Source organism: Embleya sp. NPDC005971 (assembly GCF_040629175.1).
In the GTDB taxonomy this organism is placed as follows: domain Bacteria; phylum Actinomycetota; class Actinomycetes; order Streptomycetales; family Streptomycetaceae; genus Embleya.
Window position 1 is genome coordinate 36,470 of record NZ_JBEXUX010000047.1, and the last position, 25,866, is coordinate 62,335.

At 74.3% G+C, this 25,866-nt stretch carries 19 protein-coding genes; 9 read left to right on the top strand and 10 right to left on the bottom strand.

The window, feature by feature from the left end:
* Positions 1-187 precede the first annotated feature (187 nt).
* Positions 188-1,906 (top strand): SpoIIE family protein phosphatase, encoded by a 1,719-nt coding sequence (locus ABZ374_RS32830; protein ID WP_360318063.1) that lies wholly within the window; start codon positions 188-190, stop codon positions 1,904-1,906.
* A gap of 90 nt (positions 1,907-1,996) precedes the next feature.
* On the opposite strand, the gene ABZ374_RS32835 is transcribed toward ABZ374_RS32830, so the two are convergent.
* On the bottom strand, positions 1,997-3,541 hold the full coding sequence (locus ABZ374_RS32835; protein ID WP_360318065.1) for a M4 family metallopeptidase: 1,545 nt from the start codon (positions 3,539-3,541) through the stop codon (positions 1,997-1,999).
* 1,059 nt (positions 3,542-4,600) lie between these two features.
* Here ABZ374_RS32835 and ABZ374_RS32840 point away from each other — a divergent pair.
* The 5 genes from ABZ374_RS32840 (at position 4,601) to ABZ374_RS32860 (ending at position 11,488) form a co-directional block, all read left to right on the top strand.
* Positions 4,601-5,449, top strand: a complete 849-nt coding sequence (locus ABZ374_RS32840; RefSeq protein ID WP_360318067.1) for an ABC transporter ATP-binding protein — start codon at positions 4,601-4,603, stop codon at positions 5,447-5,449.
* Complete coding sequence (locus ABZ374_RS32845; RefSeq protein ID WP_360318069.1) at positions 5,446-8,019, top strand: ABC transporter permease; 2,574 nt, start codon at positions 5,446-5,448, stop codon at positions 8,017-8,019. The genes ABZ374_RS32840 and ABZ374_RS32845 overlap by 4 nt, the downstream gene beginning before the upstream one ends.
* Before the next feature lie 333 nt (positions 8,020-8,352).
* Complete coding sequence (locus tag ABZ374_RS32850; protein ID WP_360318071.1) at positions 8,353-9,390, top strand: histidine kinase; 1,038 nt, start codon at positions 8,353-8,355, stop codon at positions 9,388-9,390.
* On the top strand, positions 9,381-10,031 hold the full coding sequence (locus ABZ374_RS32855; protein ID WP_360318073.1) for a response regulator transcription factor: 651 nt from the start codon (positions 9,381-9,383) through the stop codon (positions 10,029-10,031). The genes ABZ374_RS32850 and ABZ374_RS32855 overlap by 10 nt, the downstream gene beginning before the upstream one ends.
* Positions 10,032-10,480: 449 nt before the next feature.
* Positions 10,481-11,488, top strand: a complete 1,008-nt coding sequence (locus ABZ374_RS32860; protein ID WP_360318076.1) for a helix-turn-helix domain-containing protein — start codon at positions 10,481-10,483, stop codon at positions 11,486-11,488.
* Positions 11,489-11,515: 27 nt separating this feature from the next.
* Here ABZ374_RS32860 and ABZ374_RS32865 read toward each other — a convergent pair whose 3' ends face one another.
* Positions 11,516-12,274, bottom strand: coding sequence for a hypothetical protein (locus tag ABZ374_RS32865; protein ID WP_360318078.1), 759 nt, complete (start codon positions 12,272-12,274; stop codon positions 11,516-11,518).
* Between the two features lie 184 nt (positions 12,275-12,458).
* Entirely contained in the window at positions 12,459-13,943 is a 1,485-nt protein-coding gene (locus ABZ374_RS32870) for an MFS transporter (RefSeq protein ID WP_360318080.1), read from the bottom strand.
* Between the two features lie 115 nt (positions 13,944-14,058).
* On the opposite strand from ABZ374_RS32870, the gene ABZ374_RS32875 reads away from it, so the two are divergent.
* The 3 genes from ABZ374_RS32875 (at position 14,059) to ABZ374_RS32885 (ending at position 15,618) form a co-directional block, all read left to right on the top strand.
* Complete coding sequence (locus ABZ374_RS32875; RefSeq protein ID WP_360318083.1) at positions 14,059-14,430, top strand: MarR family transcriptional regulator; 372 nt, start codon at positions 14,059-14,061, stop codon at positions 14,428-14,430.
* Positions 14,431-14,507: 77 nt separating this feature from the next.
* Positions 14,508-14,903: a hypothetical protein gene (locus ABZ374_RS32880; protein WP_360318085.1), complete on the top strand. Its 396-nt coding sequence runs from the start codon at positions 14,508-14,510 to the stop codon at positions 14,901-14,903.
* Positions 14,904-15,144: 241 nt separating this feature from the next.
* A complete protein-coding gene (locus tag ABZ374_RS32885) occupies positions 15,145-15,618 on the top strand; it encodes a GNAT family N-acetyltransferase (RefSeq protein ID WP_360318087.1) in 474 nt (157 codons plus the stop codon).
* Positions 15,619-15,667: 49 nt separating this feature from the next.
* Here the strand turns inward: ABZ374_RS32885 and ABZ374_RS32890 are convergent, their stop codons facing one another.
* The 7 genes from ABZ374_RS32890 to ABZ374_RS32920 all read right to left on the bottom strand — a co-directional run bounded on the left by ABZ374_RS32890 (position 15,668) and on the right by ABZ374_RS32920 (position 25,866).
* Positions 15,668-16,069 carry a peptidase inhibitor family I36 protein gene (locus ABZ374_RS32890; RefSeq protein WP_360318089.1) on the bottom strand — a complete coding sequence of 134 codons (402 nt, stop codon included), beginning with the start codon at positions 16,067-16,069 and terminating at the stop codon, positions 15,668-15,670.
* 331 nt (positions 16,070-16,400) lie between these two features.
* On the bottom strand, positions 16,401-17,573 hold the full coding sequence (locus ABZ374_RS32895; protein WP_360318092.1) for a hypothetical protein: 1,173 nt from the start codon (positions 17,571-17,573) through the stop codon (positions 16,401-16,403).
* 118 nt (positions 17,574-17,691) lie between these two features.
* Positions 17,692-19,656, bottom strand: a complete 1,965-nt coding sequence (locus ABZ374_RS32900; protein ID WP_360318094.1) for a hypothetical protein — start codon at positions 19,654-19,656, stop codon at positions 17,692-17,694.
* Between the two features lie 6 nt (positions 19,657-19,662).
* The gene (locus ABZ374_RS32905; protein ID WP_360318096.1) at positions 19,663-21,561 is read right to left on the bottom strand and encodes a phage tail protein; all 1,899 of its coding nucleotides are present in this window, start codon (positions 21,559-21,561) and stop codon (positions 19,663-19,665) included.
* Positions 21,558-22,526, bottom strand: a complete 969-nt coding sequence (locus tag ABZ374_RS32910) for a hypothetical protein (protein ID WP_360318098.1) — start codon at positions 22,524-22,526, stop codon at positions 21,558-21,560. The genes ABZ374_RS32905 and ABZ374_RS32910 overlap by 4 nt, the downstream gene beginning before the upstream one ends.
* Positions 22,523-23,437, bottom strand: coding sequence for a hypothetical protein (locus ABZ374_RS32915; protein WP_360318101.1), 915 nt, complete (start codon positions 23,435-23,437; stop codon positions 22,523-22,525). Before ABZ374_RS32915 ends, ABZ374_RS32910 begins: the two co-directional genes overlap by 4 nt.
* Positions 23,434-25,866, bottom strand: a complete 2,433-nt coding sequence (locus ABZ374_RS32920; RefSeq protein ID WP_360318103.1) for a hypothetical protein — start codon at positions 25,864-25,866, stop codon at positions 23,434-23,436. Before ABZ374_RS32920 ends, ABZ374_RS32915 begins: the two co-directional genes overlap by 4 nt.

The following is a 25,866-nucleotide window of genomic DNA, read 5'->3' on the forward strand; positions in this document are numbered from 1 at the left end:
CCTCGATCGATTCCATGCAATCGCAACACGGCGCGGGTACAGTCGCATCCCACACGTCAGCCGGCCGAACCGCTCATAGAGTGGCACCGGACGGGCTACGGGCGGCGGGTCGCATGCAACGATCCGGTGCCGACGGAAAGAGGTGCGGGTGAGCGGGAGAGTGGATGGCGGTCACGGCCGGAGACATGTGCGTCGACGCGGTGCGGCGGCCCTGGGCCCGAGCCCCAGCACCCGTACCACCCGTGCCACCCGCGATCAGCTCAACCTGCTCAACGAGGCGAGCATACTGATCGGTACCACCCTCGATCTGAAGACCACCGCGCAGGAACTGGCCGACTTCATCGTGCCGCGCCTGGCCGATGCCGCCGCCGTCGATCTGCTGGAGTCGGTGATCAGGGGCGAGGAGGGCCAACGCCCGAGCGGCCGGGGCAGACCGGAGCGGCGGGCGATGGCCGTGTCGGCCATCGAGCGACTCACCGACCTGGAGCCCGACGAGGTGGGCGAGCTGTCCACGTCGGCGCCGGATCGGGATTCGCGCTTCACTCGGGCCCTGGCCGAGGGCCGGCCACTGCTGATCAGCCGCTTCGGGCCGGACGACTACGAAGAGCTGGCGCCCACCCCCAGCGCCGCCGACAAGCTTCGCCAGGCGGGCGTGCACACCTATCTGATGGTGCCGCTGATCGCCCGCGGTGTGCTGCTGGGCCATGCCGACTTCATCCGCGCGAGCGGCCGCCCCGGCTTCACCGAGGCCGACCTCGCCCTGGCCGTCCAGCTCGCCGCCAAGGCCGCGGTGGACGTCGACAACGCCCGGCTCTACGGGCGCGAACGCGAACACGTGGCCCGGCTCCAGCGGAACCTGCTCCCGCGCGTGACCCCGCGCACCCCGGGTCTGGCGGTGGCCTCCCGCTACATCCCGACCGCCGATCCGCTGGGCGTGGGCGGCGACTGGTTCGACGTGGCGCCGCTGCCGGGCGGGCGGACCGCCCTCGTGGTGGGGGACGTGATGAGCCACGGCATGGCCGCGGCCGCCGTCACCGGCGTATTGCGTGCCGTCGCGCGCACCCTGATGGCCCTGGACCTGACCCCCGAACGTATGCTCGCCCGCCTGGACCTGGCCGCCCGCGACCTCGAGGACGACCAGATCGCCACGTGTCTGTGCGCGGTCTACGACCCGGCCGAGGCCAGTTACACCCTGGTCAGCGCCGGACATCCGCCGCCGTTGTTGGTCACCCCGGACGGCAAGGCGTCGTTCGTGGACGTACCGGTCGGCGCGCCGATCGGCACCGGCGTCATCCCCTACGATCCGCTGCGGCTGACCATCCCTCCGGGCAGCCGACTGGTGCTCTACACCGACGGGCTGGTCAAGTCGCGCACCGAGGACATCGACGTACAACTGGCCCGACTGCGCACGCGGGCCGCCGGGTTGGGGCCGGTCGGGTTGGACTCCGGGGCACTCGGCGACCTCGCGCCGGGCGGCGGGGCCCGCTTCGACGAGGCCGTGGTGCTGGTGGCCGCCGCCGAAGAGCCGTTGCTGGGAACGGACTTGTACACCTGGGACCTGCCCCCGGGCGGCGCGGCGGCGGGGGTGGCGCGCAAGCTGGTCCGGGAGCAGCTCGACGTCTGGCAGCTCGGCGACCTCTCGGACGTGACCGAACTGGTGGTCAGCGAACTGGTCGGCAACGCGCTGCGGTACGGCGTCGCGCCGGGCCAACTGCGGCTGTTGCGGCACGATCGGCTGGTCGTGGAGGTCTCCGACACCGGCCCGGATCTGCCCCAGATCCAACACTCCTCACTGAGCGACGAGGGCGGCCGGGGCCTGCAATTGATCAACATGCTCTGCCGAGGCTGGGGTTCGTGCCGCACCCCGACCGGCAAGATCGTCTGGGCCGAACAGGACATCCCGTAGCGGTGCTGCACCGGACCGCCGCCCGGTTCGGGGCGGCGGTCGGGCGAACGGGTCCGGCGCCGATGTGCGGGCCGGCCACGCCTTGCGGTCTCAGGGGCAGATCGGGTCGGCGGCCGTGGGCGGGACGCGAACCGCGTCCCAGGCGGTCTTGGTCTTGCGGAAGACGTCGCAGGTGGGGTCCAGGGCCTTGGCCGCCCACAGGGTCAGCCGACGCTCCGAGCGGAAGTCCGTATTGCCGCTGCGCAACAACAGGGCCTGATAGACGATCCTGGCGGCCGTCCGAACGCCCACGCCGGTGACGGGGATGGGGACACAGGTCGGGCTGTCGGGCTTGCCCGCGCCGGGATGCGCGCCCTCCGCGAGCAGGTAGAACCAGTGGTTGAACACGCCCGCCGCACGGTACGGGTCCATGGTCGGGACGGCCGAGCTGTAGCAGTTCGCGTCGCCGCGCAACGACGGGTCGTACATGAAGCGCAACGGTCCGGTCCCGTCCACGTTGATCGTCTCGCCGATCACGTAGTCCGGGGTGTCGAAGGGGGCCGGTTCGTTGGCGTATGCCTCGGTCACGGTGCCCATGATGTCCGCGAACCCCTCGGCCAGACCCGGCTCCACGAACGTGCCGGGGCTCGTCGCGTCGACGCCGTGCCCGTACTCGTGGCCGACCAGGTCCATCGAGGTCAGCCACTGGTTGCCGGTGCTGTGGCCGATCACGATCTTGCCGCCGTCCCAATAGAGTTGCACGGCGTTCAGGCCGACCTGGATCGGCCAGGCGCCGCCGGTGCCGTTCTGTCCGTTGCGGCCGAGCCAGTTGCGGAACATGTCGAACTGCTTCTGCGCGGCCCACATGGCGTCGACGCAGCCGGTCTCGATGTTGGTGGGGTTTCCGTTGCCCCAGTCGTCGACGGGCTTGGTGACCACACCGCCGACGCCGTATTTCGCACAGCTCAGGTTCGCCCGGATCGGGTCGCGCAACGAGTACGAGGAGCCGGAGTTCTGCGTGTCGATGGTGATCGGGTTGGGGCCGTTCCAGGCGCTGTGGCCGACTCCGGCCCGCACCTCGTCGACGGAATCGAGTACCGCGCCGGTCGACGCGTCGACGAAGACGTGCAGCCTGCTGGGCGCGGTCTCGGTGCGCCCGATCAGGACACTCTCCCAGGCCAGTCGCGCGGCACTCGCGTCGAGCCGCACCACCAGGCGATGGCTGTCGACCCGATCGACCACGGGCAGCCGCGTCCGCGCGGTGCGCTCGGCCGCCGGTCCACTCACGGCCGGCCGGGTCGGCACGTCGATGCGCACGTCGCCGGCCGTTTGTACGGTGTGCACCCGGCCGCTCCCGTCGGCCAACACCGCGGCGTCGCCGCCGACGACGGGTAGGTCGCGGTAGGTGCGCCCGTACGAGATCGAGTACATGTCGCCGATCCAGGCCAGCACGGTCTGCCGGCGGTAGCGCTCACCGGGCGAGACGGGGGCCTTTGGGCCGACCATCGCCCGGTCGGCCGCGGCGACGGCGGCGGCGCGGGAGTCGGCCGCGAGCAGCGGTCGTGGTCGGGCGGCGTCCGAGCGGGCGGTGGTGCCGATCGACAAACCGAGCAGGACGGCCAGGACGGTCCCGAACGTCAGCGTTCTGCGATGCATCGAGGCTCCTCGGATGGAAGGCGGACCCCGACCACGAATCCGACCGCCGCCGCTCCCACGTCCGGAACGAACAGCCCACCATATAAGCCGTTTTCGTCGCCCGAGCGCTCGAAACGCTCACACCGTCCCGCTCCCACGTCAAGCACCCGCACCCCCACCGTCACATTCCGGCAAACCCCCGGGCGCGGGGCGCACGGGCGGCGCGGGGCGCGGGAGGGGACGGGGCGGTTTGGTGCGGTGCACGGGGCGGGGTGCGGGGGCTCGGCGCGCGAGGCGGGACGGGCCGCGTGGGGCGAGGCGGGACACCGAGGGGCTCGGGCGGTGCGGTGCACGGGGGCAAGGTGCCAGGGCTCCGCGCGAGGCCGGACGGGGCCGCGTGAGGCGAGGCAGGAGGCGGAGGCACTCGGGGCGCTGCGGTGCGGGACACCGAGGAGATCGGGGCGATGCGGTGCACGGGGGCGAGGTGCCAGGGCTCCGCGCGAGGCCGGACGGGGCCACGTGAGGCGAGGCAGGAGGCGGAGGCACTCGGGGCGCTGCGGTGCGGGACACCGAGGAGATCGGGGCGATGCGGTGCACGGGGGCGAGGTGCCAGGGCTCCGCGCGAGGCCGGACGGGGCCGCGTGAGGCGAGGCAGGAGGCGGAGGCACTCGGGGCGGGGTGACGTGGCAGGGAGTGGGACGGGGGTGGCCTGGCGCGGCGCGGTGTCGGGTCGGGGGGCGGACCAAGTCCGGCGGGTGGTGCGGCGGTTCGGAGGCGGCGGCGCGCCGTGGTGGCATCGGGCGCGGCTCGGCGCGGTGTGGGGCGGCGGGAGCAAGCCCGGTGGCGCGGCCGAGGCCGGGAGCACGCGAAATCGCGCGGCGCGGGGGTCGGGCGAGGCTGCGGGGCAAGTCCGGCGGATGGTGGGGCGGTTTCCGGGTGGGGGGTGTGGTTTTCCGCAGGGGGGTTGGGCGTTGGGCCTCATGGTGTGCGAGGTCGTGGTCTCGCAGGCTGGTCTTGCCGGTGGTTCGGGGTCCGTTCGGATGGGGCGGGCTCGCATCGGGTGAGCGAGGAGGTCGGCGGATGCCGAGGAACAGGGTGCGGGTGGCGGCGGTCGCCCAGGGGGCGCGGGGCACGTCTTCGGTGGTCGCGCGGGCCAGGGGGCTGGTCAAGGAGTACGGTTCCGGACCGATCCGGGTCGCGGCGTTGGCGGGCGTGGACGTGGACATCGTGCGCGGCACCTTCACCGCGATCATGGGGCCGTCCGGCTCCGGCAAGTCGACGCTGATGCAGTGTCTGGCCGGCCTGGACACCGCGACCCGGGGCAGCGTGGCGATCGGCGATACCGAGTTGGCCGGTCTCGACGATGACGCCTTGACCGAACTGCGGCGCGACCGGCTCGGGTTCGTCTTCCAGGCGTTCAACCTGCTGCCCACGCTGTCCGCCCTGGAGAACATCACGCTGCCGGTGGAGATCGCCGGACGCCGGGTCGACCGGGCCCACCTGGATCGCATCGTCGCGGCCACCGGGTTGGCCGGGCGATTGGCCCATCGACCCGCCGAGTTGTCCGGTGGCCAACAACAACGCGTCGCCGTCGCTCGGGCGTTGGTGTCCCGACCGGAGATCGTCTTCGCCGACGAACCGACCGGGAACCTGGACTCGCGAGCCGGCACCGAGGTGCTCGAACTGCTCCGGCGCGGCGTAGACGAGTGGGGCCAGAGCGTGCTGATGGTCACCCACGACCCGAACGCGGCGGCCTACGCGGACCGGGTGCTGTTCCTGGCCGACGGCCGGATCGTGGACGACCTGCCCCGCCCCACGGCGGAGGCCGTGTTCGAGCGCATGGGACGCCTCGACGGCCCCGGCCGAAACATCGCATCCGCGGCTCCCGCAGCCGCGTTCGGCCACGACGCGAGCGAGGTGCGCGCGTGACGCTCGCTCGGATCGCGCTGCGCGGGGTCGTGGCGCACAAGTCCCGCATGCTCCTGGCTCTGGTGGCGATCGCCCTGGGCACCGCGTTCGTGGCCGGCACGCTGGTGTTCCGCGACTCGGTCACGGCGTCCGCTCGTTCGTCGTTCGCCGAATCGACGGCGGACGTGACGGTGACGCCCCGTGGAAACGGCGGCGACCGCCAGGACGGTACCGGCCTGCCCGCGACCCTGCCCGGTCGGGTGCTGGACGCGGCGACTCGCGCCGACGGCGTGCGCGCCGCGTACGGGCGGGTGCACGTGCCGGACACGGTCGTGCTGGACGGCCGTGGCAGGCCGCTGAGTTCACGGGGGAACCTCGTCGCCGACTGGCCGGCCGATGCCGGGTCCGCGCCACGGCTGACCGCAGGACGCGCGCCGATCGCCCCGACGGAGCTGGTCGTGTCGGCGAACGCCGCTGCGAAGCACGGGATTCGACTCGGCGATCGACTGCGGATCATGGCCGTCCCCGGTACCTTCGAGGCCACCGTGGTGGGCTTGGCCCGAGACCGCGCGGACCGGGCGCACGACGCCGACCTCTTCCTGGACGCCGCCACCGCGCAGCGTCGACTCCTGGGCGGACCGGACCGGTTCACCTCCATCGCCGTCACCGCCGAGCCCGGGGTGCCGGATGCGCGGTTGCGCGATCGGGTTCTGGCCGCGCTGCCCGATCCCGCCGGCCACACCGTCCGGACCCGCGACGCGGAGGCCGCCGCGCGCGGCGATGCCGCCGGCGCCTCGTTGCGCGTGGTCACCCACCTCATGCTCGGATTCGCCGGGATCTCCGTGCTCGTCGGCGTGTTCCTGATCGGCAACACCTTCTCCATGCTGGTCGCCGCGCGGACCCGACAGAGCGGACTGCTGCGCGCCGTCGGGGCCGGGCGCGGCCAGGTGAACCGCCTGATCCTGGGCGAGGCGGGGCTGTTGGGCATCGCCGGGTCCACCCTGGGCCTCGCGCTGGGCGTGGCACTCGCGGCCGGACTGATCCGCATCGTCGGAGGGGTCGGCGCCGGCCCGGCGGCGAGCCTGCCCACGGTGCTTTGGTCGACCCCGGCGGTCGCGTACCTGGTGGGCGTGTCGATCACCCTGGTGGCGGCCTATCTCCCGGCTCGGCGGGCCGGCCGGGTGTCCCCGATGGCGGCGTTGCTGCGCGAGGCCGGGCCCGGGACCCGGCGCCCGCTGCGCACCCGCAATCTCGTGGCCGGCACGAGCGGTGTGCTGGGCACCGGTGCGCTGTTGCTCGCGGTACGTGCGGACGATCTCGCGGCGGCCGGGCCGTTGCTCGTGGCCGGTGTCCTGCTCACCCTCCTGGCCACCGTGGCCGGCGCGCCGCTGCTGAGCGTATGGGCGGTGCGCGGCCTGGATCGGCTGCTCGCGTCCCGTTCCGGGCCGATCGGCCGGCTCGCCCGCGGCAACGCGATTCGCGACCCTCGGCGCACCGGCGCCACCGCCTCGGCCCTGATGGTCGGCATCGCGCTGGTGAGCTTCCTGTCCCTGGTCGCCGCGTCGTTGGTCACCTCCGTCGACGGCCAACTCGAACGCTCCGTGAACGCGGACTACTTCGTGCTCTCCTCCCGGCCGATGACCGAGCAGGTGGCGCGCGTGGTCCGGGAGACGCCGGGCCTGGACCACGTCACCGCCCAACAGACCGTACGGGCCGACCTGATCACCGCACAGGGCACCGACCGCGATCACGATCTCACCGCGACCACCGAGCGCTTCACCGACGACTTCCGGCTCGCCTTCACCGCCGGCGACACGCGCTCGACGCTGGCCCCGGGCGGCGACGGGATCACCGTGCCGCAGGCGTTCGCCGACGAGCACCGGCTCGCGGTCGGCGATCCGGTCCAGGTGCGCTTCCACGGCGGCGGTACCGCCCGGCTCCGGGTCGGCGGCATCGTGCGCGACGGGGACGTGTTCGCCTCCGGCGCGACCTACATCGGCACCCACGTGGTCCGCGCACACCTGCCCGCCGAGCAAATGCCGCTGGACGACGTGTACTTCGCCACCGCCGCGGCGGGCGCGGACCGGGCCGGGGTGTACGCGGCCCTGGCGAAGCGCCTGGACGCCTTCCCGCAGACCAAGGTCCGCGACCGGGACAGCTACCGCAAGGCGTTGCACGACACGGTCGCCCTGGCCCTGGACCTGGTGTACGCGCTGCTCGCGCTGGCGATCCTGGTGGCCGTCCTGGGCGTGGTCGACACCCTCGCCCTGTCCGTGGTCGAACGCACCCGGGAGATGGCCCTGTTGCGGGCGCTGGGGCTGACCCGGCGGCGGATTCGCCGGATGATCCGCGCGGAGGCGGTCCTGATCGCCGTGGTCGGCGCGGTCCTGGGTCTGCTGCCCGGTCTGGCCTGGGGCGCGGCCACCCAGCGCGTACTGGCGACCAAGGGCCTGGACAGCCTGACCGTCCCGTGGCCGACCTGCGCGGCCGTCCTGGTCGGCGCGGTCGCCGCCGGCACCCTCGCCGCGTGGCTCCCCTCCCGCCGGGCGGCCCGGGTCCACCTGCGCGAGGCGATGGCCGGCGCGGGATGAGCCGTCGAACCAGGGGCGGCGGCGACGTCCTCGCCGCCTCGGGCCCGGCCCGGGTGGCCCGCCCGGTCGGACCGACCGGGTCGGATGAGAGGCTCGACGCACCGAGACGACGTGGGCGAACGAAGTGGGTAAGGGTGTCGCAGGATTCGGGTCGGGGGACGGCCACGGGACGAGTCCGCGGATTCGCGGCACCGGTGCGCGCCGGCGCGCGAAGCGTCGCGGACGCGGTCGGGGTGCTCTTCAAGGGCACGCTGACCGTCGTGCCGACCGCCCTGTTCCTGCTGGTGGCCGGCCTGCTGCGCGCGGGCCTCCTCGGGTCCGGCTCGCGGGCACGTGCCGGGCCCGGTCGGCCGCGCCGCACGCAGGCTGACCGAACTGGAACGCAGCCGGCTGGCCGGGCCCGCCGATCCCGCCCCGACCCGACCGACCCACCCCGATCCGGGCCCGATCCACCCGATCCCGAGCGATCCGCGGCGGCTGATCCGCTATCTCGCGGCGCGGATGCCGATCGCCCTGCTCGGCGGTGCCCTGCTCGTGCTCACCGGCGGCGGGGTCGGGTTCGCCGCGGTGATGGTGGGCGCGTGGCTCGCGGGCAGTCCGAACACCACCACGACCGACGTACTGATCCTGATCCCCTCCGGACTGGCCCTGTTCGCCCTGGCGTCGTACGGCCTGGTCGGCCTCGCGAAGAGTGATCGGGCCCTGGCCCGGCGGCTGCTCGAACCGGACCGGAACGAGGTACTGCGCCGTCGCGTCGACGAGTTGGCCGCCAGCCGGGCGGGCGTGGTCGAGGCCGTGCACGAGGAACGCCGGCGGATCGAACGCGATCTGCACGACGGTGTACAACAACGCCTGGTAGCGCTGGGCATGTTGCTCGGCCGGGCCCGGCGCGGCGGCGATCCGGCGCGGACCGACGAGTTGTTGCGGCAGGCACACGAGCAGGCCCAGCAGGCGCTGATCGACCTGCGGGACGTGGCGTGGCGGATCCATCCGACCGGGCTGGACGACGGCGGGCTGCGCGCGGTGCTGGAGACGATCGCCGAACGTTCCCCGGTACGGGTCGGGTTGACCTACCACGTCGCCGCGGAGCCGGCGCCGATCGTGGCCACCGCCGTCTACTTCGTGGTCGCGGAGGCGATCACCAATACCGTCAAGCACGCGCACGCCGGCGCCGTCACGGTGTCCGTCGCCGGCACCGAGGGCAACGCGGTGCGGGTACGCATCGTCGACGACGGCGTCGGCGGCGCGGATGCCGCCGGCGGCGGCCTGTCCGGGCTGGCCCGCCGGGTCGCCGCCCTGGACGGAACCCTGCGGGTGGACAGTCCGCCCGGAGGCCCCACCACGATCACCGCGGAGGTGCCGTGCGCATAGTCCTGGCCGACGATTCGGCGCTGCTGCGGGAGGGGTTGGCCCGGCTGCTCGCCGACGAGGGACACGAGGTGGTCGCCAGTGTCGGCGACGGCGACGCCATGGTCGAGGCGGTCGACCGGCACGTCCCGGACGTGGTGGTGGCCGACGTACGGATGCCGCCCACGCACACGGACGAGGGCCTGCGGGCCGCCCTGGAGGTGCGCCGCCGCCGGCCCGGGGTGGGCGTACTGGTGCTCTCCCAGTACATCGAAAAGCGGTACGCCGTCGAGTTGTTGACCGACGACGGCGCGGCCGTGGGCTACCTGCTCAAGGATCGGGTCGCGCACGTGGACGACTTCCTCGACGCACTGGCCCGAGTCGCCGCCGGCGGCGCCGCGTTCGACCCCGAGGTGGTGCGCCAACTCCTCGCCCGGACCAGCCACGTCGACCCGCTGGACCGGCTCACCCCGCGCGAACGCGAGGTATTGGCACACATGGCGGAGGGCCGCACGAACGCCGCCATCGCCCAGGCCCTGCACGTGTCGCAGAGCGCGGTGGAAAAGCACGTCAACGCGATCTTCGACCGACTCGACGTGGCCCACCCGTCCGGATCGGGATACAGCCGCCGGGTCCTGGCCATCCTGCGCTACCTGGGCTCCTGACACCGGCGGAGCCGCCTTCGCCCCGGCTCCCGACCGGCGTTCACGCCTTGGCCCGACCCGGCCCGCGGGCCGTACCGTCGACCCCGGATCGCACTCGACGGCGCGGCGGCCCGCTGCCGGCGGTTGCCGGGCGGGGACCGATCCCCGTTCGGTCCCCGCCCGGGTCGGGTCCGGGCCCGACGACGCCCTGCACGGCCGCGGCCTCCGCCCCGTGTCGGATCCTCGGCCCTCGGCAAGCGCACCACCCGGGGTCACCCCCGTCACCGGCAAGCCTGACGGACCGGACGGTGTCTGAAAACGCCTTTCAGCCTGAGCCGAAACCTGCTGGTCCGGGGACGTTCGAGGACGCACACTGTCGTCGTCCTCCCCTGCTCCGCGCCGGCCGGGAGGCGCCACGGGGGCATCGCGAACACGACGAACACGACGAACACGGGCATGGGGGTACATCGGTGCTGCGCATCCACTTCACCGCAGAGGACCTGGTCCGGACCCGGCTCGCCACGACCCTCGGTGCGGCGGCCGAGACGTATCACAGCCTGGAACTGTTACACGGGCGGCGCAGACCACTGCCCTTCCGGGCCTGGCGCACCGCGGTGGCCGGCCGGCCGGAGGCGACGACGGGTCCGCTCACCGCGCTGATGACGGTACGCGGCCCCGGGATCGACCTGCGCACGCTGGTGGGGGACTCGTTCTCGCTCGACGAGGGCATCGAGAACCTGCTCGCGGTGCCCACCCGGCGGCTGCGCAAGGAAATGGCGAACCTGACCTTCGACCCCGCCCACACGACCTGGGTCCGCGACTTCCTGGACGGCGGCCGGGAACCGCGCCGCGAGTTCGCCGAAGCCCTGCGCGCGTGGCACGACGTGACACTCGCGCCGTTCGGCCCCCGGATCCGGTCCCATCTGGAGTCCGTGCGCGCCGGGTATGCGCGCACCCTGCTCGAAGGTGGTGTCGAGCGCCTGCTGGCCGAGTTGTGTGTGCCGCTCGTCCGGTGGAAGCCGCCGATCCTGGAGGTGGACTACCCCAGGGACGACGACATCCGGCTGGGCGGTCGAGGTCTGCTGATCGCACCGACCGTATTCCTGTGGCGGCAGGCGATGTTGGTCCACGACGTCGAGGACGACACCGCGCCGTTTTTGCTCGCCGTGCCCACGGTGCGCGAGCTCCGGGACGGCGTCGCGCTGTGGGAACCCGACCCGGGCGGCGACCGGGCACTGGGCGCGCTGCTGGGGCAGACCCGGGCCGCCGCGCTGACGGTGATCAACGACGGGTGCAGCACCACGGAGTTGGCCCGTCGGCTGAACATGTCGCCGGCCTCCGCGAGCCAACACGCGACCATACTGCGCAACGCCCGGCTGATCACCACCACCCGGCAGGGCGGTGCGGTCCTGCACGCCCTGACCCCACTGGGCCTCGAACTCCTCGGCGCCGGCCCCTTCCACCCCGCCCCCGCCTGAGCCCGGGCTCGCCCGCGCCCGTCCCGCTCAATCCGTCGTCGGCAGCGCCGCGATCAGGGCGTTCGCCGCGGAGCAGCACAGGAACAGGCCGAGGTCGCCGACCGTGGACGTCGCCGCGGCGGCCTCCGCCCCCGCCCCCGCCTGCGTCGGCGTCGGCGTCGGCGTCGGCGGCGCCGGCACCGAGGTCGCCGGCGCCTGGAGCAGTTCGCGGTGGCGCAGCAGGGCTTGCAGGACGGCGAGCAACCCCCAGGCGCCCCAGGCCGGTTCGGTACGCGCGGCCCGACCCGTGGCGGCGCCGAGCGCGATCGAGCGAATCGTTTCGGCGTGACTCGCGCCGAGCCGGTTCGTGGCCTCCACACCGATCCGGGCCGCGAGGTGGTCGTGTACGAGGAATCGGCTCGTCATCAGGGCCACGCTGAGCTTCAACGCCCCGGGCCCGGTCCGGGTCAGCGCACCGGGGTCCTTGGCCCGGCGCAACAGGGCCCGGCGCCGCCGCAGTTCGAACGCGACCGGCGGCAGCAGATTCGGGTGGAACGCCGCTTCGGCGACCTGTCGATCGTCGAGTCCGGGCACCATGTCCCGTACCAACCCGGGTGCGGCGGACCCGATCACCGTCCCGGTCGCCCGCAACCAGCGGTGCGCGCCGCCGAGTTCGAGCCGAGGCAGATCACGCAGCGCGAGGTCGGTGACCGGGCCGCGCAGTATCGAGGAAAGCTCGGCCGCCCGCGCGGGCCGGAGTCCCAGCGCTTCGAGCCCTGCGGCGGGATCGGCCGCGGCGTCGTCCACGGGTTCTTCCGGTGCACCCCGTCGATTCCACAACCCCATGTCGACCTCCCATCCGGTTCGTTCGATCCGGTCGCCTCGCCGTCATCGTCGCATGCCGAAGCCCCCACGCGCGGAAGGGATCGCGTGGGGGCTTCGGGGTATCGGGTCCGGCGCCGGCCGTGGATACGGCGCGGCCTGAGGCGGATTACGAGAGGCTGGTGGAGTCGGCCGTCTTCGGCCGGCGGCGCGCGGATCCCAACAGCGGGACGAGGTTGAGCAGGAGACCGACGATCGCGACGCCGGTGACCAGGTTCGCACCGGGCCGGTAGGCGCCGAAGTCGGTGTCCCCGGCGGTGGCGCCGGTGGTGACGGCGGTGACCACGGCCAGTACGAGCGCCGCGCCGACCTGGCCGGAGGTCTGCACCAGGCCGGAGGCGAGGCCCTGTTCGGAGTCCTCGATGCCCTCGGTGGCCTGGGACATGATCGAGCTGAAGCCGAAGGCGAAGCCGCCGCCGAGGAGCAACATCGTGGGCAGCACGGTGAAGGCGTAGTTCGGCGTGCCGCCGGCGGTGGCCAGGAACCACAGGTAGCCCAGGCTCATCGAGGCCATCGACGCGATCAGCAGCGGCGCGGTGCCGTAGCGGTTGATCAGGCGTCCGGTGAACGGCGAGCCGAAGGCCACCACGAGGCCGGCGGGCAGCAGGGCCAGGGCCATCCGCAGCGCGGACCAGCCCAGACCGTCCTGGAGGTAGAGCGTCATCATGAACTGGAAGCTCATGTAGGAGCCCATCAGCGCGACGATGCTCAGGTTGGCCCGCACCACCGTGCCGATCCGCAGGATGCCGAAGCGCACGAGCGGGTGGGCGATGCGCTTCTCGACGAACACGAACGTGGTGAGCAGTGCGGCGGCCAGGACGACCGAGCCGAGCGTGATGGGTGCGGTCCAGCCACGTTCGGGCGCCGAGACCACGGTGTAGACGGCGAGCAACATGCCGCCGCTGAGGGTGACCGCGCCGACCAGGTCGTGGCCGCCGGAGTCGGCGGGACGGTCGCGCGGGATCAGGATGTAGCCGGCGATCAGGGCCAGGATGGCCAGCGGTACCGGGGTCAGGAAGGTCCAGCGCCAGCCGAATTCGGTGAGCAGACCACCCAGGATCAGGCCGGAGGAGTAGCCGCTGGCACCGAAGACGGAGAACACCGAGAGCGCTCGGTTGCGGGCCGGGCCCTCCGGGAACGTCGTGGTCAGGATGGACAGTGCGGTCGGCGCGGTGAAGGCCGCGGCCAGACCCTTGACGAAGCGGCTGGCGATCAGCAGGCCGCCGCTGTCCACCAGACCGCCGAGCAGCGAGGCGGCGGCGAACACCGCGAGTGCGATCAGGAAGACCCGGCGCCGGCCGAGCAGGTCGGCGGTGCGACCGCCGAGCATCATCAGGCCGCCGTATCCGAGCACGTACCCGTTGACGATCCACTGGAGCGAGGTCGCGGACATGCCCAGTTCGTGGCCGATCGACGGCAGCGCGACGCCGACCATCGACACGTCGAGGCCGTCCAGGAACAGGACGAGGCACAACACGGCCAAAACGCCCCAGAGTCTGGGGGTCCAGTGTGGAGCGGACGGGCTCGGGTCGGACGGGAGGACGGAGGGCTCACGGGAGGACGGTCCCGCGTAGGTCTCGACTGTTGGGGCCATGACGACGAACATATATGCGCGCGCATTGAATGTCTACGCATTAAATGTGAGAGCACTAAATGTGTGGGCAATAAATTCACTTGCATATTCTGCTGTGGGGCGCTACCGTGACGCGATGAAGACCGAGGAGCCGCTGATCGAGAGCTGGCGCAACCTGTTGTCGCAGTACAGCCGGGTGGCCCACGAACTCGACCGTGCCCTCCAGGCGGAGCACTGCCTGACGATGAGCGACTTCGAGGTGCTGGACCGCCTGATCGCCGCCGACGGCTGCAAGGCCCGCATCCACGACCTGGTCGGCGATCTGCACCTGAGCCAGAGCGCCTCCTCGCGGGCCGTCGCCCGCCTGGAGAAGTGCGGCCTCGTGGAGCGCGCGATGTGCGACACCGACCGCCGAGGCGTCTTCGTCACCGCGACGGATCGCGGCCGAGACCTGCACGATGCGGCGCGACAGACGCAACTCGCGGTGTTGCAGAAGCACTTGGCCTGATCGCAGCGGACCCACCCCGGCCGCGACCGGCTCGTCCCGTTTCCGTTCATCCGCTCGTCGCGCTCCGGAGGAATCTGGTGAAGTGGGTTCCTGGTTCGGCTCGGCGTATCGGCGAGAAGGCGTTTCTGCCGGCGCTGCTGGTGGTGGCGCTCGCGGTGGCGGGGGTTTGGGTGGTGTTCAACGCCGCGCTCACGGCCGCCGTCGCGCGGGATCTGGTGGTCGACGGCCCGAACGGGCGTTGGATCGACATCCCGCTCGGAAGCTGCGGGACGTTGTTCTTCGCCGCGATGGCGGGCGTGCCGGTCGGGGCTGCTGCGGGCTTGGCGGGGGCGTTCCACGAACGGGTGGGGCGGATCTGCTTCGTCGTGGGGCTGCTGCTCGGGGGCGTCGGGGTGCCTTGGCTGCTTTGGCATTCGGGCGTGGTTCCGCCGTTGGGCGACTTCTCGCCGTCGGGGGGCGGGGAGGGGGGCTGACGCCGGTCGAGGCGGGGCAGCACCCGGGACCGGTCCCGGGTGCACGGCGGGTTCCGGCCGAATCGCGGACCCGGTGGTCGATGCCGCCGATCGCCACCCGCGGATCCGCCGTGGTGCACCCGGCCGGGTACTCCACCCCGCCGACCGCGTCGCGCCAAGTCCCGCTCCACGCCGCGCAGATGGGCTACCCGGCCGGACCCGGCGGCGGCGGCGTGCGGTCGGGTGGGATAGCGTCGCGCGTATGTCCGAAGCCCCGAGGATTCGTCCCTGCCTTCCCGTCGACGCGGACGCCGCCGTCGACGTCTGGTCCCGGGCGAGCCGCATCGCGCATCCGTTCATCCCGAACGAAGGCGCGGGTGAGCGCGAGCGGGAGATGCGCGAGACCTACCTCGTGCACGCCGACAATTGGGTCGCCGAGGCCGACGGTCGGGTGGTCGGGCTGCTCGGGCTCATCCTCGGCGAGATCGACGGCGTGGTCTGCGGTGAGATCGGCGGCCTGTTCGTGGCGCCCGAGGCCCAGGGCACCGGCGTGGGCCGGCTGCTCGTCGAACACGCGGCGACGCTGCACAGCGCGTTGACGCTGGACGTGTACGAGAAGAACAGCCGGGCGCGCCGCTTCTACGCCCACGTCGGTTTCACCGAACACAGCCGTCGCGCCGACGCGGCCCACGACGAGATCCTGCTCAAACTCGTTCGCCCGACGCCACCCGGCTGAGCGGGGCTCGCCGGACGACGGGCGCCGGTGTGCCGGCCCGACTCCCGCGCTACGGGCCGTAGTCCCGGCCGACGACGAGGGGTTGCCCGGCCGAATCGGCGACGGCCAGGTCCCGTCCGGCTTCGATCCGGCCGTGCACCGTGTACTGGTAGCAGGGAAACCGGATGCAGACGACCGGGTGACGGACGCCGTACAACACCGGAAACCCGGTGCGGTTGGCGATCGAGAGCGCCGGGCCGGTGACGGTGTATCCGGCGTCGCCGTGCTCCTCGATGTCCCGCGCGGGCACCACGGTTCGCGTCCCGGTGAGGTCGTGGCCACTGTGGACACACAGACTGGCCGCCGGGCACGACTCCGGGTCGACGGCGTCCGCGCAGGCGGTCGGGGCGAGGGCCAACACGCCCACGAGCAGGCCGGCTGCCGCCGCGGCACCGGTGCCCGATGTGCACATCACGCGAATGTCCTCATTCTCGATGGCCCGGCGGACGAAATGCCGGACCGGGCATGATCCTTGCGGCCGGTGACGCAGAGGCCGATCATGGTCGGGCCGCCGATGCCGCCGACTCGGGCGAGCCGTTGCGGGGAGTCGGCGAATTGGGTGCGGGCGCCGACCGCGACCGGCCCCGCACCCTGTCGCCCGCGATGAGGTCGAACACCGGTCCCGGCACCGGTATTTGGGCCGTCGCCCACCCCTGCTCGCGGTCGACCAGCCGGTCCATGGACACCATCCGGCCGGAGAACACGGTGATCGGGCAACCTCGCCATCGTTTTCCGCCCGCTGCTCAGTCGGCGGTCAGGCGCAGGACCAGGTTGGCCCGATCGATGGCCTCCAGGACGGGGGCGGGGGCGACCTCGGCCGCGCGAGCCGCCTCGGCGAGCGCGTCGGGATCGGACCGGGCCAGGTCGGCCACCGTGCGGTCGCCGAGCAGGTCGGCCAGCCGCGCGGTCCGGGAGACGCCGAGCAGGTGGCGCGCGGGCATGCCCCGGACCTCCGCAGGCCCGCCGGCGGCCAGGATCTCCCGGGTGTGGGTCGAGGCGAAGGCGTGCGCGAGGGCCTGGCGGGTGACCTCGGTCCAACCCACGGCCTCCCGGCCGTCACCGGGTTGCCCGCAGTAGAACCCGAACCCGCCGAACGAGGCGGTGAATCGACGGTTGCGCAGTTGGTCCACGCTCGGCGTCCCGTCGGCGGCGACGGTGAAGTCGGCCAGCACCACCCAGGGTTGACTCGGACACGGCGGACACGGGCGGGTGCCGGTCTCGTTGATCCGGGACGAACAACCGGTGGTCTCGCCACGCGGGTCGTCCTCGCCGTGCACGTATACCTCGGGCAGCGTGTCCAGCACGCCGAGCCGAAAGCCCTCGCGGACCCGGCTGTACTCGCACGCGGTGTCCTCGCAGCCGCAGCCGGCCGCCGCCACCGGCACCGTCAGGCATTCGTCGTAGCGCACCGCGAGGTAGTACGTCCGGCCGGGGTCGCGCCGCTCGCGCACCGGCGCACACCACGGGTCGGCCGGCGGCGGGCACCCGTCGGTGCCGCCCGGCAACGCGTCGCGCACGTCCACCCTGACCCGGTGGTCGACCACGATCTCGTCCCCGTACGGGCCCAGCACATAGCCGGGCGAGACGTCCAGCAGCCAGGGCAACCGGCCGCCGTCGCCGAAGCCGACCGCGCGCACACCCACCCCGCACACCACGCCCCACCCGTGCAGCACCCGGTTGTGCCGGCGCATCCGGTCCAGCAGCCAGACGCCGGTCTGGGCCAGATCCTCGGGGCCGACGAGTTGACCGCCGAACCAGCGCGGGCGCAGCCGCCCGCCGGCACTCCCGGCCAGGCAGTCGCCGCACCCGCAGGACGCGGAGCCGCCTCCCCCGCCGCCGCCCCCGTCACAGCCGCATCCGCAGCCGCCCTGCCCGGCCACCGCAATGGGCCGGATCGTCTTCTCGTGCCCGCTCAACGTCCCTCAACTCCTCGATGTGCGTCGTCTCGATGGCGCCGCGCGCCCGAACTCCCGGGCCGCCGGGCCGCTCCGGGCGCTCCCGGGCGCGGGCGCCGTGCGGCGCCCGGGTCGGCGGTCACTGCGGTGCCACCTCGAACGCGAGGTGCACGAACCCGCCGGGGTCGCCGTCGAACAGGTCGACCGCGACGCTCGACCGGGCGCCGAGCGCGGCGATCCGCGGCGCCGGCGACAGGCTCTGCTGCCCGGACCAGATCGAGAAGAGCGTGTGGTTGTCCAGCCCGGTCCCCACGAAGACCGCGTCCAGCGGCAGGGTCGGCTCGTCCGCGCCCACCGGCGGCACCGCGCTCGCCGTCGACGAGCGCACCTGGAGCAGGAACACCGCGGCCGGTTCGCCGGCGGAGGGCAGCCGCGCCCCCTCCGCCTCGAACGTGTACGTCACCGACTCCGCCTCCGGATCCGCGTCGGACCCCCGCCGCGCCCCGGATCCCAGCTCCAGGCGGCGGAAGCCGGCGAGCCGATCCCCATCGCGCAGCGCCTGGAACAGGCGGACCCAGCCGTCCGGTTCGGCCGTCGCGGCGTCGGCGAGCGCCCGATCCACCGTGAGTTCGACGTGCGGGGCGCGGGCGAACCGGGTCAGGTCCGGGTGCAGCGGCCCGGCGGCGTCCAGGCGCGATCCGCCCTGCGGCCACACCCGCAGCAGGCGCGGGCCGGTCGCGACCCTCGCGGTCGGCGGGGGCGGTGGCGCGAACACGTGCAACTCGCCGCCCTGCGTGCCGTTCCCGGTCGGGAACGGCGGCACCGCGGCGAGCGGCGCCCGGTCGATCAGCGCGGCCAGGCCGGTGTCCTTGGCGTTGCCGGGGGCCATCGCCCACAGCGTGTTGCGGTCCTCGGCGGTGAGCCCGGTGCCCACCAGATCGGGGTCCACGGCCAGGCCGTCCGGATCCTGTGCCTTCGGCGGCCCGGAGACCGCCACCCGGGAGCCGACCACGAACACGGTCTGGGTGAGCAGCCCGTTGCCGTCGAGTTCGACGGTGTACGCCGCGCCCTCGCCGCCGGGCGGCACGGTGACCCGGGTGAGGGCGCCGGCGGCCCGGGTCAACTTCAGCCGGCGCGCCCCGGTGTGGTCGAGCTGCCACAGGCCCAGCCACGGATTCGGCGCGTCGAACGCCGCGTCGACCAGTTGGCGATCGAAGGCGATCTCCAACCGCTTGTCGGCCACGAACGCCCGCCACGTGGCGGGCGTCGCGCCGGCGCCGACCTGCGGCCACAGCGCGGTGATCCGAGGCGGGAGGGTGCGGCCGGCGCAACACGCGTCCACCCGCCCGGCCAGGCACATCAGCAGGTCGAACAACACCCGGTTGGAGTACACGACCGGCCGCGCGGTCACCGCGTCCAGATCCGGCGCGCCCTCCGGGGAGTAGGTCACCGTGGCCAGGACCGTGCAGTCGTCGTCGCACCCGCACTCGTGCTCGACCGTGTCCGCGACCTGCTCGCGCCGATCGAAGTGCGCGCCGGGCCGGGCGGGGAAGATCGCCGCGCACTGCTCCTCGCTCAGCCCGACCTCGTCCGGCTCGCCCGCGGTGATCCGGATCAGGAAGCGCTCCAGGGTGAGCGAGGGCACGCACTCCTCGCGCACCTCGCAGTCCACCACCGGCGTGCGGACGAACTCGCTCCCGCACTCGTGCCGACACAGCCGCACCGCGACGGTGCCGTCCCGAACCGGTTGGCCGTGCGGTGCGCCGGCGCAGTCGGTGGGTTGGTACGGCTCCTCGATCCGCACCGGGCGATCCACCACGATCAGCCGGCCGTGCCCGTCCACCGCCGCGCCGGGGAAGACGGTCACCGTGCCGTCCTCCTGCAACTCCGCGTCCAGGCCGCACAACACGCCGGGGCCCAGGCCCAGCCGGGCCAGCGTGGCGGCGGTCTGTCGGTGGTAGTCCTGTTCGAGGTTCCAGTGCCGGACGTCCATCAGCTTGCCCGGGTAGAACCGGTTGCGTACCGGCGGCGCGGGAGCCCCGTCCGCACCTGCGTCGCAGCCGCATCCCGTGTCCGCCGCGTGGTCCTGACGGTGCTGACTCACTTGTGCTCAACCCCTTGGAGATGGTCGGGTGGTCGACCCGCGACCGCCTGGTGTGGGAAGCGTCGTGTCGAGCCGTGTCTCGACGGGACCGCCGACGTGCGCCGGGGCCGGTCCGGGCAACCGGATCGCGGTGCCGAGCGCGGGGCCGGCACCCGCGGCCCAGTCCGGCGGCGGGCCGGCCACGTGGGTGTCGATGCCGACCCGTCCCGGGATCGCGCCGTGCCGTTCGACCCGCACCCGGGCGAACACGTGTGCCGGGCGCTCCCGTTCCACCACGCGGGCGATCTCGGGCAGCGCGTCGGCGTGGGTCGGCGGGACGTGCACGCACACCCGGTGCGCGAACGCGGTGTACAGCGGCAGTCCTCGGTCCTGCGCGGGGACCAGGTGGGCGCCGTCGAGCACGGCCGTGGCGTCGAGCACCGGCGGCCCCGGATCCGCGACGTGCACCGCGGTATCCCGGCCGAGGCCGCCGCTGCCCAACCGCCAGACGCCGGCCGCCGACAGCGGTTCGGACAACCGCACGGTGACGCCGGTCTCCCGGGCGACCGCCTCGATCAGCCCGGCGGGCGTGCCGCGGCGACCGTGCGCGGCGTACGCGCCGGCGATGTCCGCGCGGCGGGCGGCCGGGTCGGCGGGGCGCGACGGCGCGGCGTCCACCCAGCGGGCCAGCCGGTCCAGCCACGGGTCGTCCGGGCGGTCCGGGGCGGAGCCGGGGTCGAGCGAGGCGGGCAGTTCCTCCAACTCGCGCACCGACGCGTCGTGCGCGCCGGCGAGCAGGCCCAGCAGTCGGCCCAGCGTGCCCGAGCCGTCGTCGTCGCCGGTGTACGCGGCGGGCAGTGCGTCCAGCAGGCCCCGGCCCACGTGTTCGACCCGCACGTCGTCCACGCGCGGGGTGCCGCGTCCGTCGCCGAGCAGTTCGACCGCGATCCACAACCGGGCCCCGGACGGGGCGGGGCCGACCAGTACGCGTACGTCCAGGCCCGGCAACGGGCCGGCCCGCCAACGGCCCGGGGCGGTCGGCACCGGCGCGTCGTCCGGATCCGCGCTCGCCGGATCGGGCGGATCGGGCGGGGCGCCGGCGGGCGCGAGCATGGTCCACAACCGTACGTGCGTGCCGGGCGGCGCGGGTTCGGCGAGCAACACCCGGACGCGGTCCCAGTGTTCGATGCCGGGCGGCTCGATCGGCGCGGGCAGCACGACGACGCCGCGGGTACCGGTACGCCGCGGGCCCAGTCGGGCGATCCCGCCGGGGCCGGCCACGAACACCCGCCCGCGTCGGTCGACGGCGATCCCGGCGAGGTCGCCGGCGGCCACCAGCCGGGCCGGCGCGCCGTCGTCCGGGACCAGCACGACCCCCGGTCCGGGTCGCTGCCGGGCGCCGCCGACCACGAGCACCCCCTCGGGCACCCGGACCGCGGCCAGACCGCCGACCCGCTCCCGGGCCGCGCGCAGCACCGGATCCTCGGCGGGCGGCGGGTCGGTCCACGGGGCGAGGTACTCGCCGGTGTCGGCGCGCACGACCACACCCCGTGCCCGGTCCGGCTCGTCCCCCACCACCAACAGCCGCCCGCCGTCCAGCAGCCACAACCCGCGCGGCCGACGCGGCGCCGCCGGATCGCCGGTCGCCACGTCCAAACAGCCCAGCACGCACACCACGTGGTCGCAGCCGTCCACCCGCAACACCCGGCCGTGCCCCGGATCGGCGACCACGATCGTGCCGTCGGCCGCGACCACCAGCCCCAACGGCCCACCCGCCGGATCGAGATCGGCGCTCGCGATCGGTTCCAGGGCCGCCGTACCCGGGCTCAGCACCACCCGCTCGCCGTCCGCGTACACCCCCTCGAAGCGGGCTCCGGGCCAGCGCCCCAGCGCGTTGACCCAGCGGTAGCCGGCCACGCCGCTCACGCCCCCTCCACCCCCATCCACGCGATGTGCCAACCCAGTTCGCTCCGCACCAGGTTCGGCGTCTCCAGGTCCGCGAGTACCGCGGCCGGATTGAGCGGCAACGTCGTGGTGCCCCCGACGACACCGCCGATCCGCCCGGCGGGCAGCGGCACCAGCACGGTCAGCCGCCCCGGCTCCGCGTCGGCCACATACGGCGTGCCGTCGAGCACGCACGCCTGACCACCGGGCGCGGCGGACGCACTCAACTCCCGGTCGCCATCCAGCCGGACCGTGTAGGCGGGCGTGTCCCCGAACCCCGCCGCAGCGGTGTCCACCACCGTGCGCAGCCCGATCACCACCCCCGAGGCCGAGTCCTGGACGGCCGTCCACACGGTGCCGAACGCACTCGTCGCACCCGTGGCCACGTACGGCGTCGGCAGCACCGCCAGCACCCGGCGCCCGGCCGGATCGGGCGGCGCGGTCAGCGCGCAGCCGCGCACCGCCACCGTCGCGAGCAACACGTCCAGCCCTTCGCGCAGTTCGGCCGGCGTCCGCCACGCGGCCGTCGGGCCGTCGGCGAACCGCACCGCCCCGACCACCCCGCAGGCGCCGGCCCGGGTGCGCACATCCGCCTCGTCGTCCTCGGTCCAGCGCAACGTCAGGCAGAACACCACGTCGCCGCCGTCCGGCCCGGCGGCCACCGCCGGCACGTCCAACTCGGCGCCGTCGGACAGAATCAGATCCCGGCCGAACGCGTCCAGCGCGTAGCCCGCACCGATCGCGACCCGCTTGGCGCCCCGGGCACCGGTGACCTCCAGGCCGAGCGCCACACCCCACCCGTGCAGCACCCGGTTGTGCAACCAGCGCCGCGAACGCTCCACCGCGACCGCGTCGTTCAGGTCGGCGGCGGCGAGCACTTGGCCGCCGAAGAAGGTCGGGCGATGGGTCGGCGGCAGCGCCGCGCCACTCGTGGTCGGGCCGGTCATGCGGACGTTCCCCTCACTCGTGGACCCGGCCGAACGCCGGGCGGATCACCGGCACGGCCCTCGACCGCCGCCGGACCGCGAAGTCCGCGCGGCACGTACACCACCGGCCGGGTACACGGCACCGGGCACGGCGGGTCGGCCGGCCCGGACAGTGCCGGGACCGGTCGCGCGCCGAGCACGGCCGTCCAGGCGAACGCCATCGGCACGGCCGAGACCTTCGGCTGCTCGTCGACGTCGCCGGACTCGGGCAGCGCGTGCCGCACGACGACGCGGAAACCGGTCCGGTCGACCTCCGCGACCTGCACGGTGCTGCCGCCGGTCCCGGCCGGCGACGGCCCCTCGGCGGTGACGAAGACCTGTGGCACGTCGGCGAACGCCCGCGCGAAGTCGACCCGCGCCGACCACTGCACGCGCGAGCCCTCGGCCGCGATCGCACCCCGGGCCGCCCGCCCCGCGAGCACCACGGTCGGACCGGGTCGGTGCGCGCTGCGCCGGGCCCCGTCGCCGACCTGCAACCGGCCGGTGTCGGTGCGGTACACCGCGAGCGGCACGTCCCCCGGCCCGGCGACACCACCGGGCTCCACCAGGCACGCCCGCCCCCGCGGCCCACCCCGCTCGGGACGCAACACCACCGACACCGGCCCGGACCCCGCGACCGACACCGAGACCACGTCATCGGCACCGAGCACCACCAACTCCCCGGCACGCGTGAGCGCCACGCCGGGTTCGACCAGCACCCGCCCGTCACCGATCGCCCACACTTCGAGCCCCACCGCGACACCCCACGTGCGATGCGCGGCGCGGGTGTGCCGAGCCAGGACCGTCGCCTCGTTCGCGGTGAGGTCACGCACATCGGCGGCCCCCAACCGCACCCCGGACTCCTCGACCACCCGATCCGCGACCCCGGTCATCGACCCACCTCCGCGCGGGCGGTACGCACCGTGTGGGTGCCGGGGACCACGAGCGCGGTCGGTGGCACGCACAGGCCGGCGCAGCCCGGGGGGCCGTCGTCGGCGCGCAGTGCGAGGGCGGTGACGTGGTCCACGCCGGGGGCCTCGTCCAGCACGCGCAGCACCTCGCTGCGGTGTACGTCGCGGCCGAACGGCCAACCGGTGCCGTGTGGTCCGCCGGTGATCGGGTGCAGGAACGTGTCCAGCGCGGCCCGGACCGCTGCGGTCGTCGCGCCCGGATCGGCGCCCGGGAGCAGCGCCACGCTCACCTCCGCGCTCACCACGACATAGCGCGGCCCGGTGACGAACAGGCGGGTGCCGGTGGTGCGCAGCCCGGCCAGGTGTCGGCGCACCACGCGCAGCAGGCCGGCGGTGGGTTCGGGGCGGCCTCGCGGGAGGGTGGGCAGCACGACCACGCTCACGCAGCCCGCCGCGACCAGGCCGGGCAGCCGCGGGTCGGTCTCGGCGAACGCGCGGACCCGGGCGATCCGGGTGCCGGGGGTGTCCAGGGCGCAGCGCTCGACGCCGGCCAGGGTCACCGCGCGTTCGGGCGGGGCGAGCCGAAGCACCGCGGCGCGGGGCAGTTCGTCCAGGGAGTGGGCGTCGGTCGCGGCGAGCGCGTCCACGAGGCGTTCGTGCGCCCACAGCGCCCGTTCGGCGCGGGCCGCGGCGGCGGCGGTGTCCTCGGCGTCGGCGCCGCCCACCGCCGGGCCGACCAGGGTGACGGTGAGCGCACCGGGGGCGGGCGGCACGCCCAGGAGTACGCGGGTGCGGGCGTCGGGCGCGAGGACCACGGGCGCGGGCGGGGCCAGGGCCGCGCCGCGCGCTCCGGAGGTGGTGCGGTAGGCGGCGAGCACGGTGCGGCCGAGTTCGGGCACTCGGCCCGCGCGGCCGTCGCCGAAGGTGAGCGTGCCGGTCGCGGCGTCGAGCACGGCGTGCAGTTCGGTGCGACCGGCCGCGTCCAGATCGGGGACCAGCCGGACCGGTTCGACGCCGCCCGCCGGATCGGCCAACCACACCCGGTACGGCCCCGGCGTCGCCCCGTCCGGCGCGATCGCGCCGCCGGGCAGGACGAACGTCTGCTCGGGTGCGCCGTCGCCGACGCCCGCCGCGACGAGTTCGGCCACCAGTCGCCCGGGGGCCGCCGACGTCGGCGCGATCCAGCGCAGGATCCGCACCACCGGCGCGGCCGGGTCGTCGGTCCGCACGGTACGTACCAGGCGCGCCGCGTCCACGGTGATCGCCAGCGGCACCAGGGCGCCTTCGACCAGGGCCGCCGCGCCGACGAGCACGGCCGTCGGGGCGACGTCGTAGCCGCCGACGGCCGCCGTGGCCAGGACCGCCTCGACCGCGTCGGCGACCACCCGGCGCACCCGCGGCGGCGCGTCGGGCCGGCCCCGGTCGAGCCGGCAGCGCAACCAGGCCCGGCTCCCGGCCGCGCCGAGCGGCTCGACCGGCAGCCCGGCCGACCCGATCCGCAGCCGCACGGCACCGGATCGGCTCAACGCCGCGGTGCGATCCACCACATCCCCGAGCGGTTGCCAGACCCCGCCCACCCACGCCTCCCAGACGGTGCGCGCGTCGTGGTGCGGCGCGGTGCCGACAGCCCCGACCGGACCCACGAACCCCCCACCGCCCTGCGGCAGGTCACCCGCGGCATCCACCGAATCCGAGCCAGCCTCCGCGGACCGCGCCGCCGAGGCACCGACACCCCCGACCCGACCCGGGTCCGGATACCGCCCCAATCCCCCGCCCCACCCCGCCCGAGCGCCCGCACCCGCGCCCCCGTCGCCGCCGGGATCCGGGTCGGCGTCCAGGTACAGCGCGAGCGTCGTGCCCGCCGGCAACGCTCGGTCCAGGCCCAGGACGAGCGCGGCGCCCGGGCGCGGGTCGGGGCCGAGGGCGTCCACCGCGGTGCCGCCGAGCAGCGTGGGGGTGTGGTCGGTCCAGCCGAGGGTGTGGTCCCATCGCCCGGCCGTGCCGTCGTCGGTGCCCGCCGCGACCACCGCCGCGCCGGTCAACGGCAGCGCCTCCACCGTCTCCAGGCCGGTCGCGGCCTCGGCCCCGTGTGCGACGAAGCCGAGCCGGGCGGGCAGCACGGCCGGCGCGCCCGGTCCGGACCGGACCGAGAGCACCACCCGCGCCGCGCTCGGCCCGGCCGGATACACCCCGAGCAGGGCCAGCAGTTTGCGCCGGTGCCGGTCGGTGACCCGCGAGGCCCGATAGACGTCGGTGTCCACAAGCCACGCGAGCATTTCGAGCACCGCGATGCCGGGATCGGAGTGGTTGTGGTCGGTCCACTGCGGACTCTCCAACGGCAACAACGCCCGGACCTCGGCGACCAGATCCGGCCAACGTCGGGTGTCCGAACTCGGCGGAAACAGCGGCAT

Coding starts and splice junctions, on each gene's coding strand:
- ABZ374_RS32835 (WP_360318065.1), bottom strand. CDS start 3,541: ATGCATCGCAGAACGCTGACGTTCGGGACCGTCCTGGCCGTCCTGCTC.
- ABZ374_RS32840 (WP_360318067.1), top strand. CDS start 4,601: ATGCCGAGGAACAGGGTGCGGGTGGCGGCGGTCGCCCAGGGGGCGCGG.
- ABZ374_RS32870 (WP_360318080.1), bottom strand. CDS start 13,943: ATGGCCCCAACAGTCGAGACCTACGCGGGACCGTCCTCCCGTGAGCCC.
- ABZ374_RS32875 (WP_360318083.1), top strand. CDS start 14,059: ATGAAGACCGAGGAGCCGCTGATCGAGAGCTGGCGCAACCTGTTGTCG.
- ABZ374_RS32885 (WP_360318087.1), top strand. CDS start 15,145: ATGTCCGAAGCCCCGAGGATTCGTCCCTGCCTTCCCGTCGACGCGGAC.
- ABZ374_RS32890 (WP_360318089.1), bottom strand. CDS start 16,069: ATGTGCACATCGGGCACCGGTGCCGCGGCGGCAGCCGGCCTGCTCGTG.
- ABZ374_RS32910 (WP_360318098.1), bottom strand. CDS start 22,526: ATGACCGGCCCGACCACGAGTGGCGCGGCGCTGCCGCCGACCCATCGC.
- ABZ374_RS32915 (WP_360318101.1), bottom strand. CDS start 23,437: ATGACCGGGGTCGCGGATCGGGTGGTCGAGGAGTCCGGGGTGCGGTTG.
- ABZ374_RS32920 (WP_360318103.1), bottom strand. CDS start 25,866: ATGCCGCTGTTTCCGCCGAGTTCGGACACCCGACGTTGGCCGGATCTG.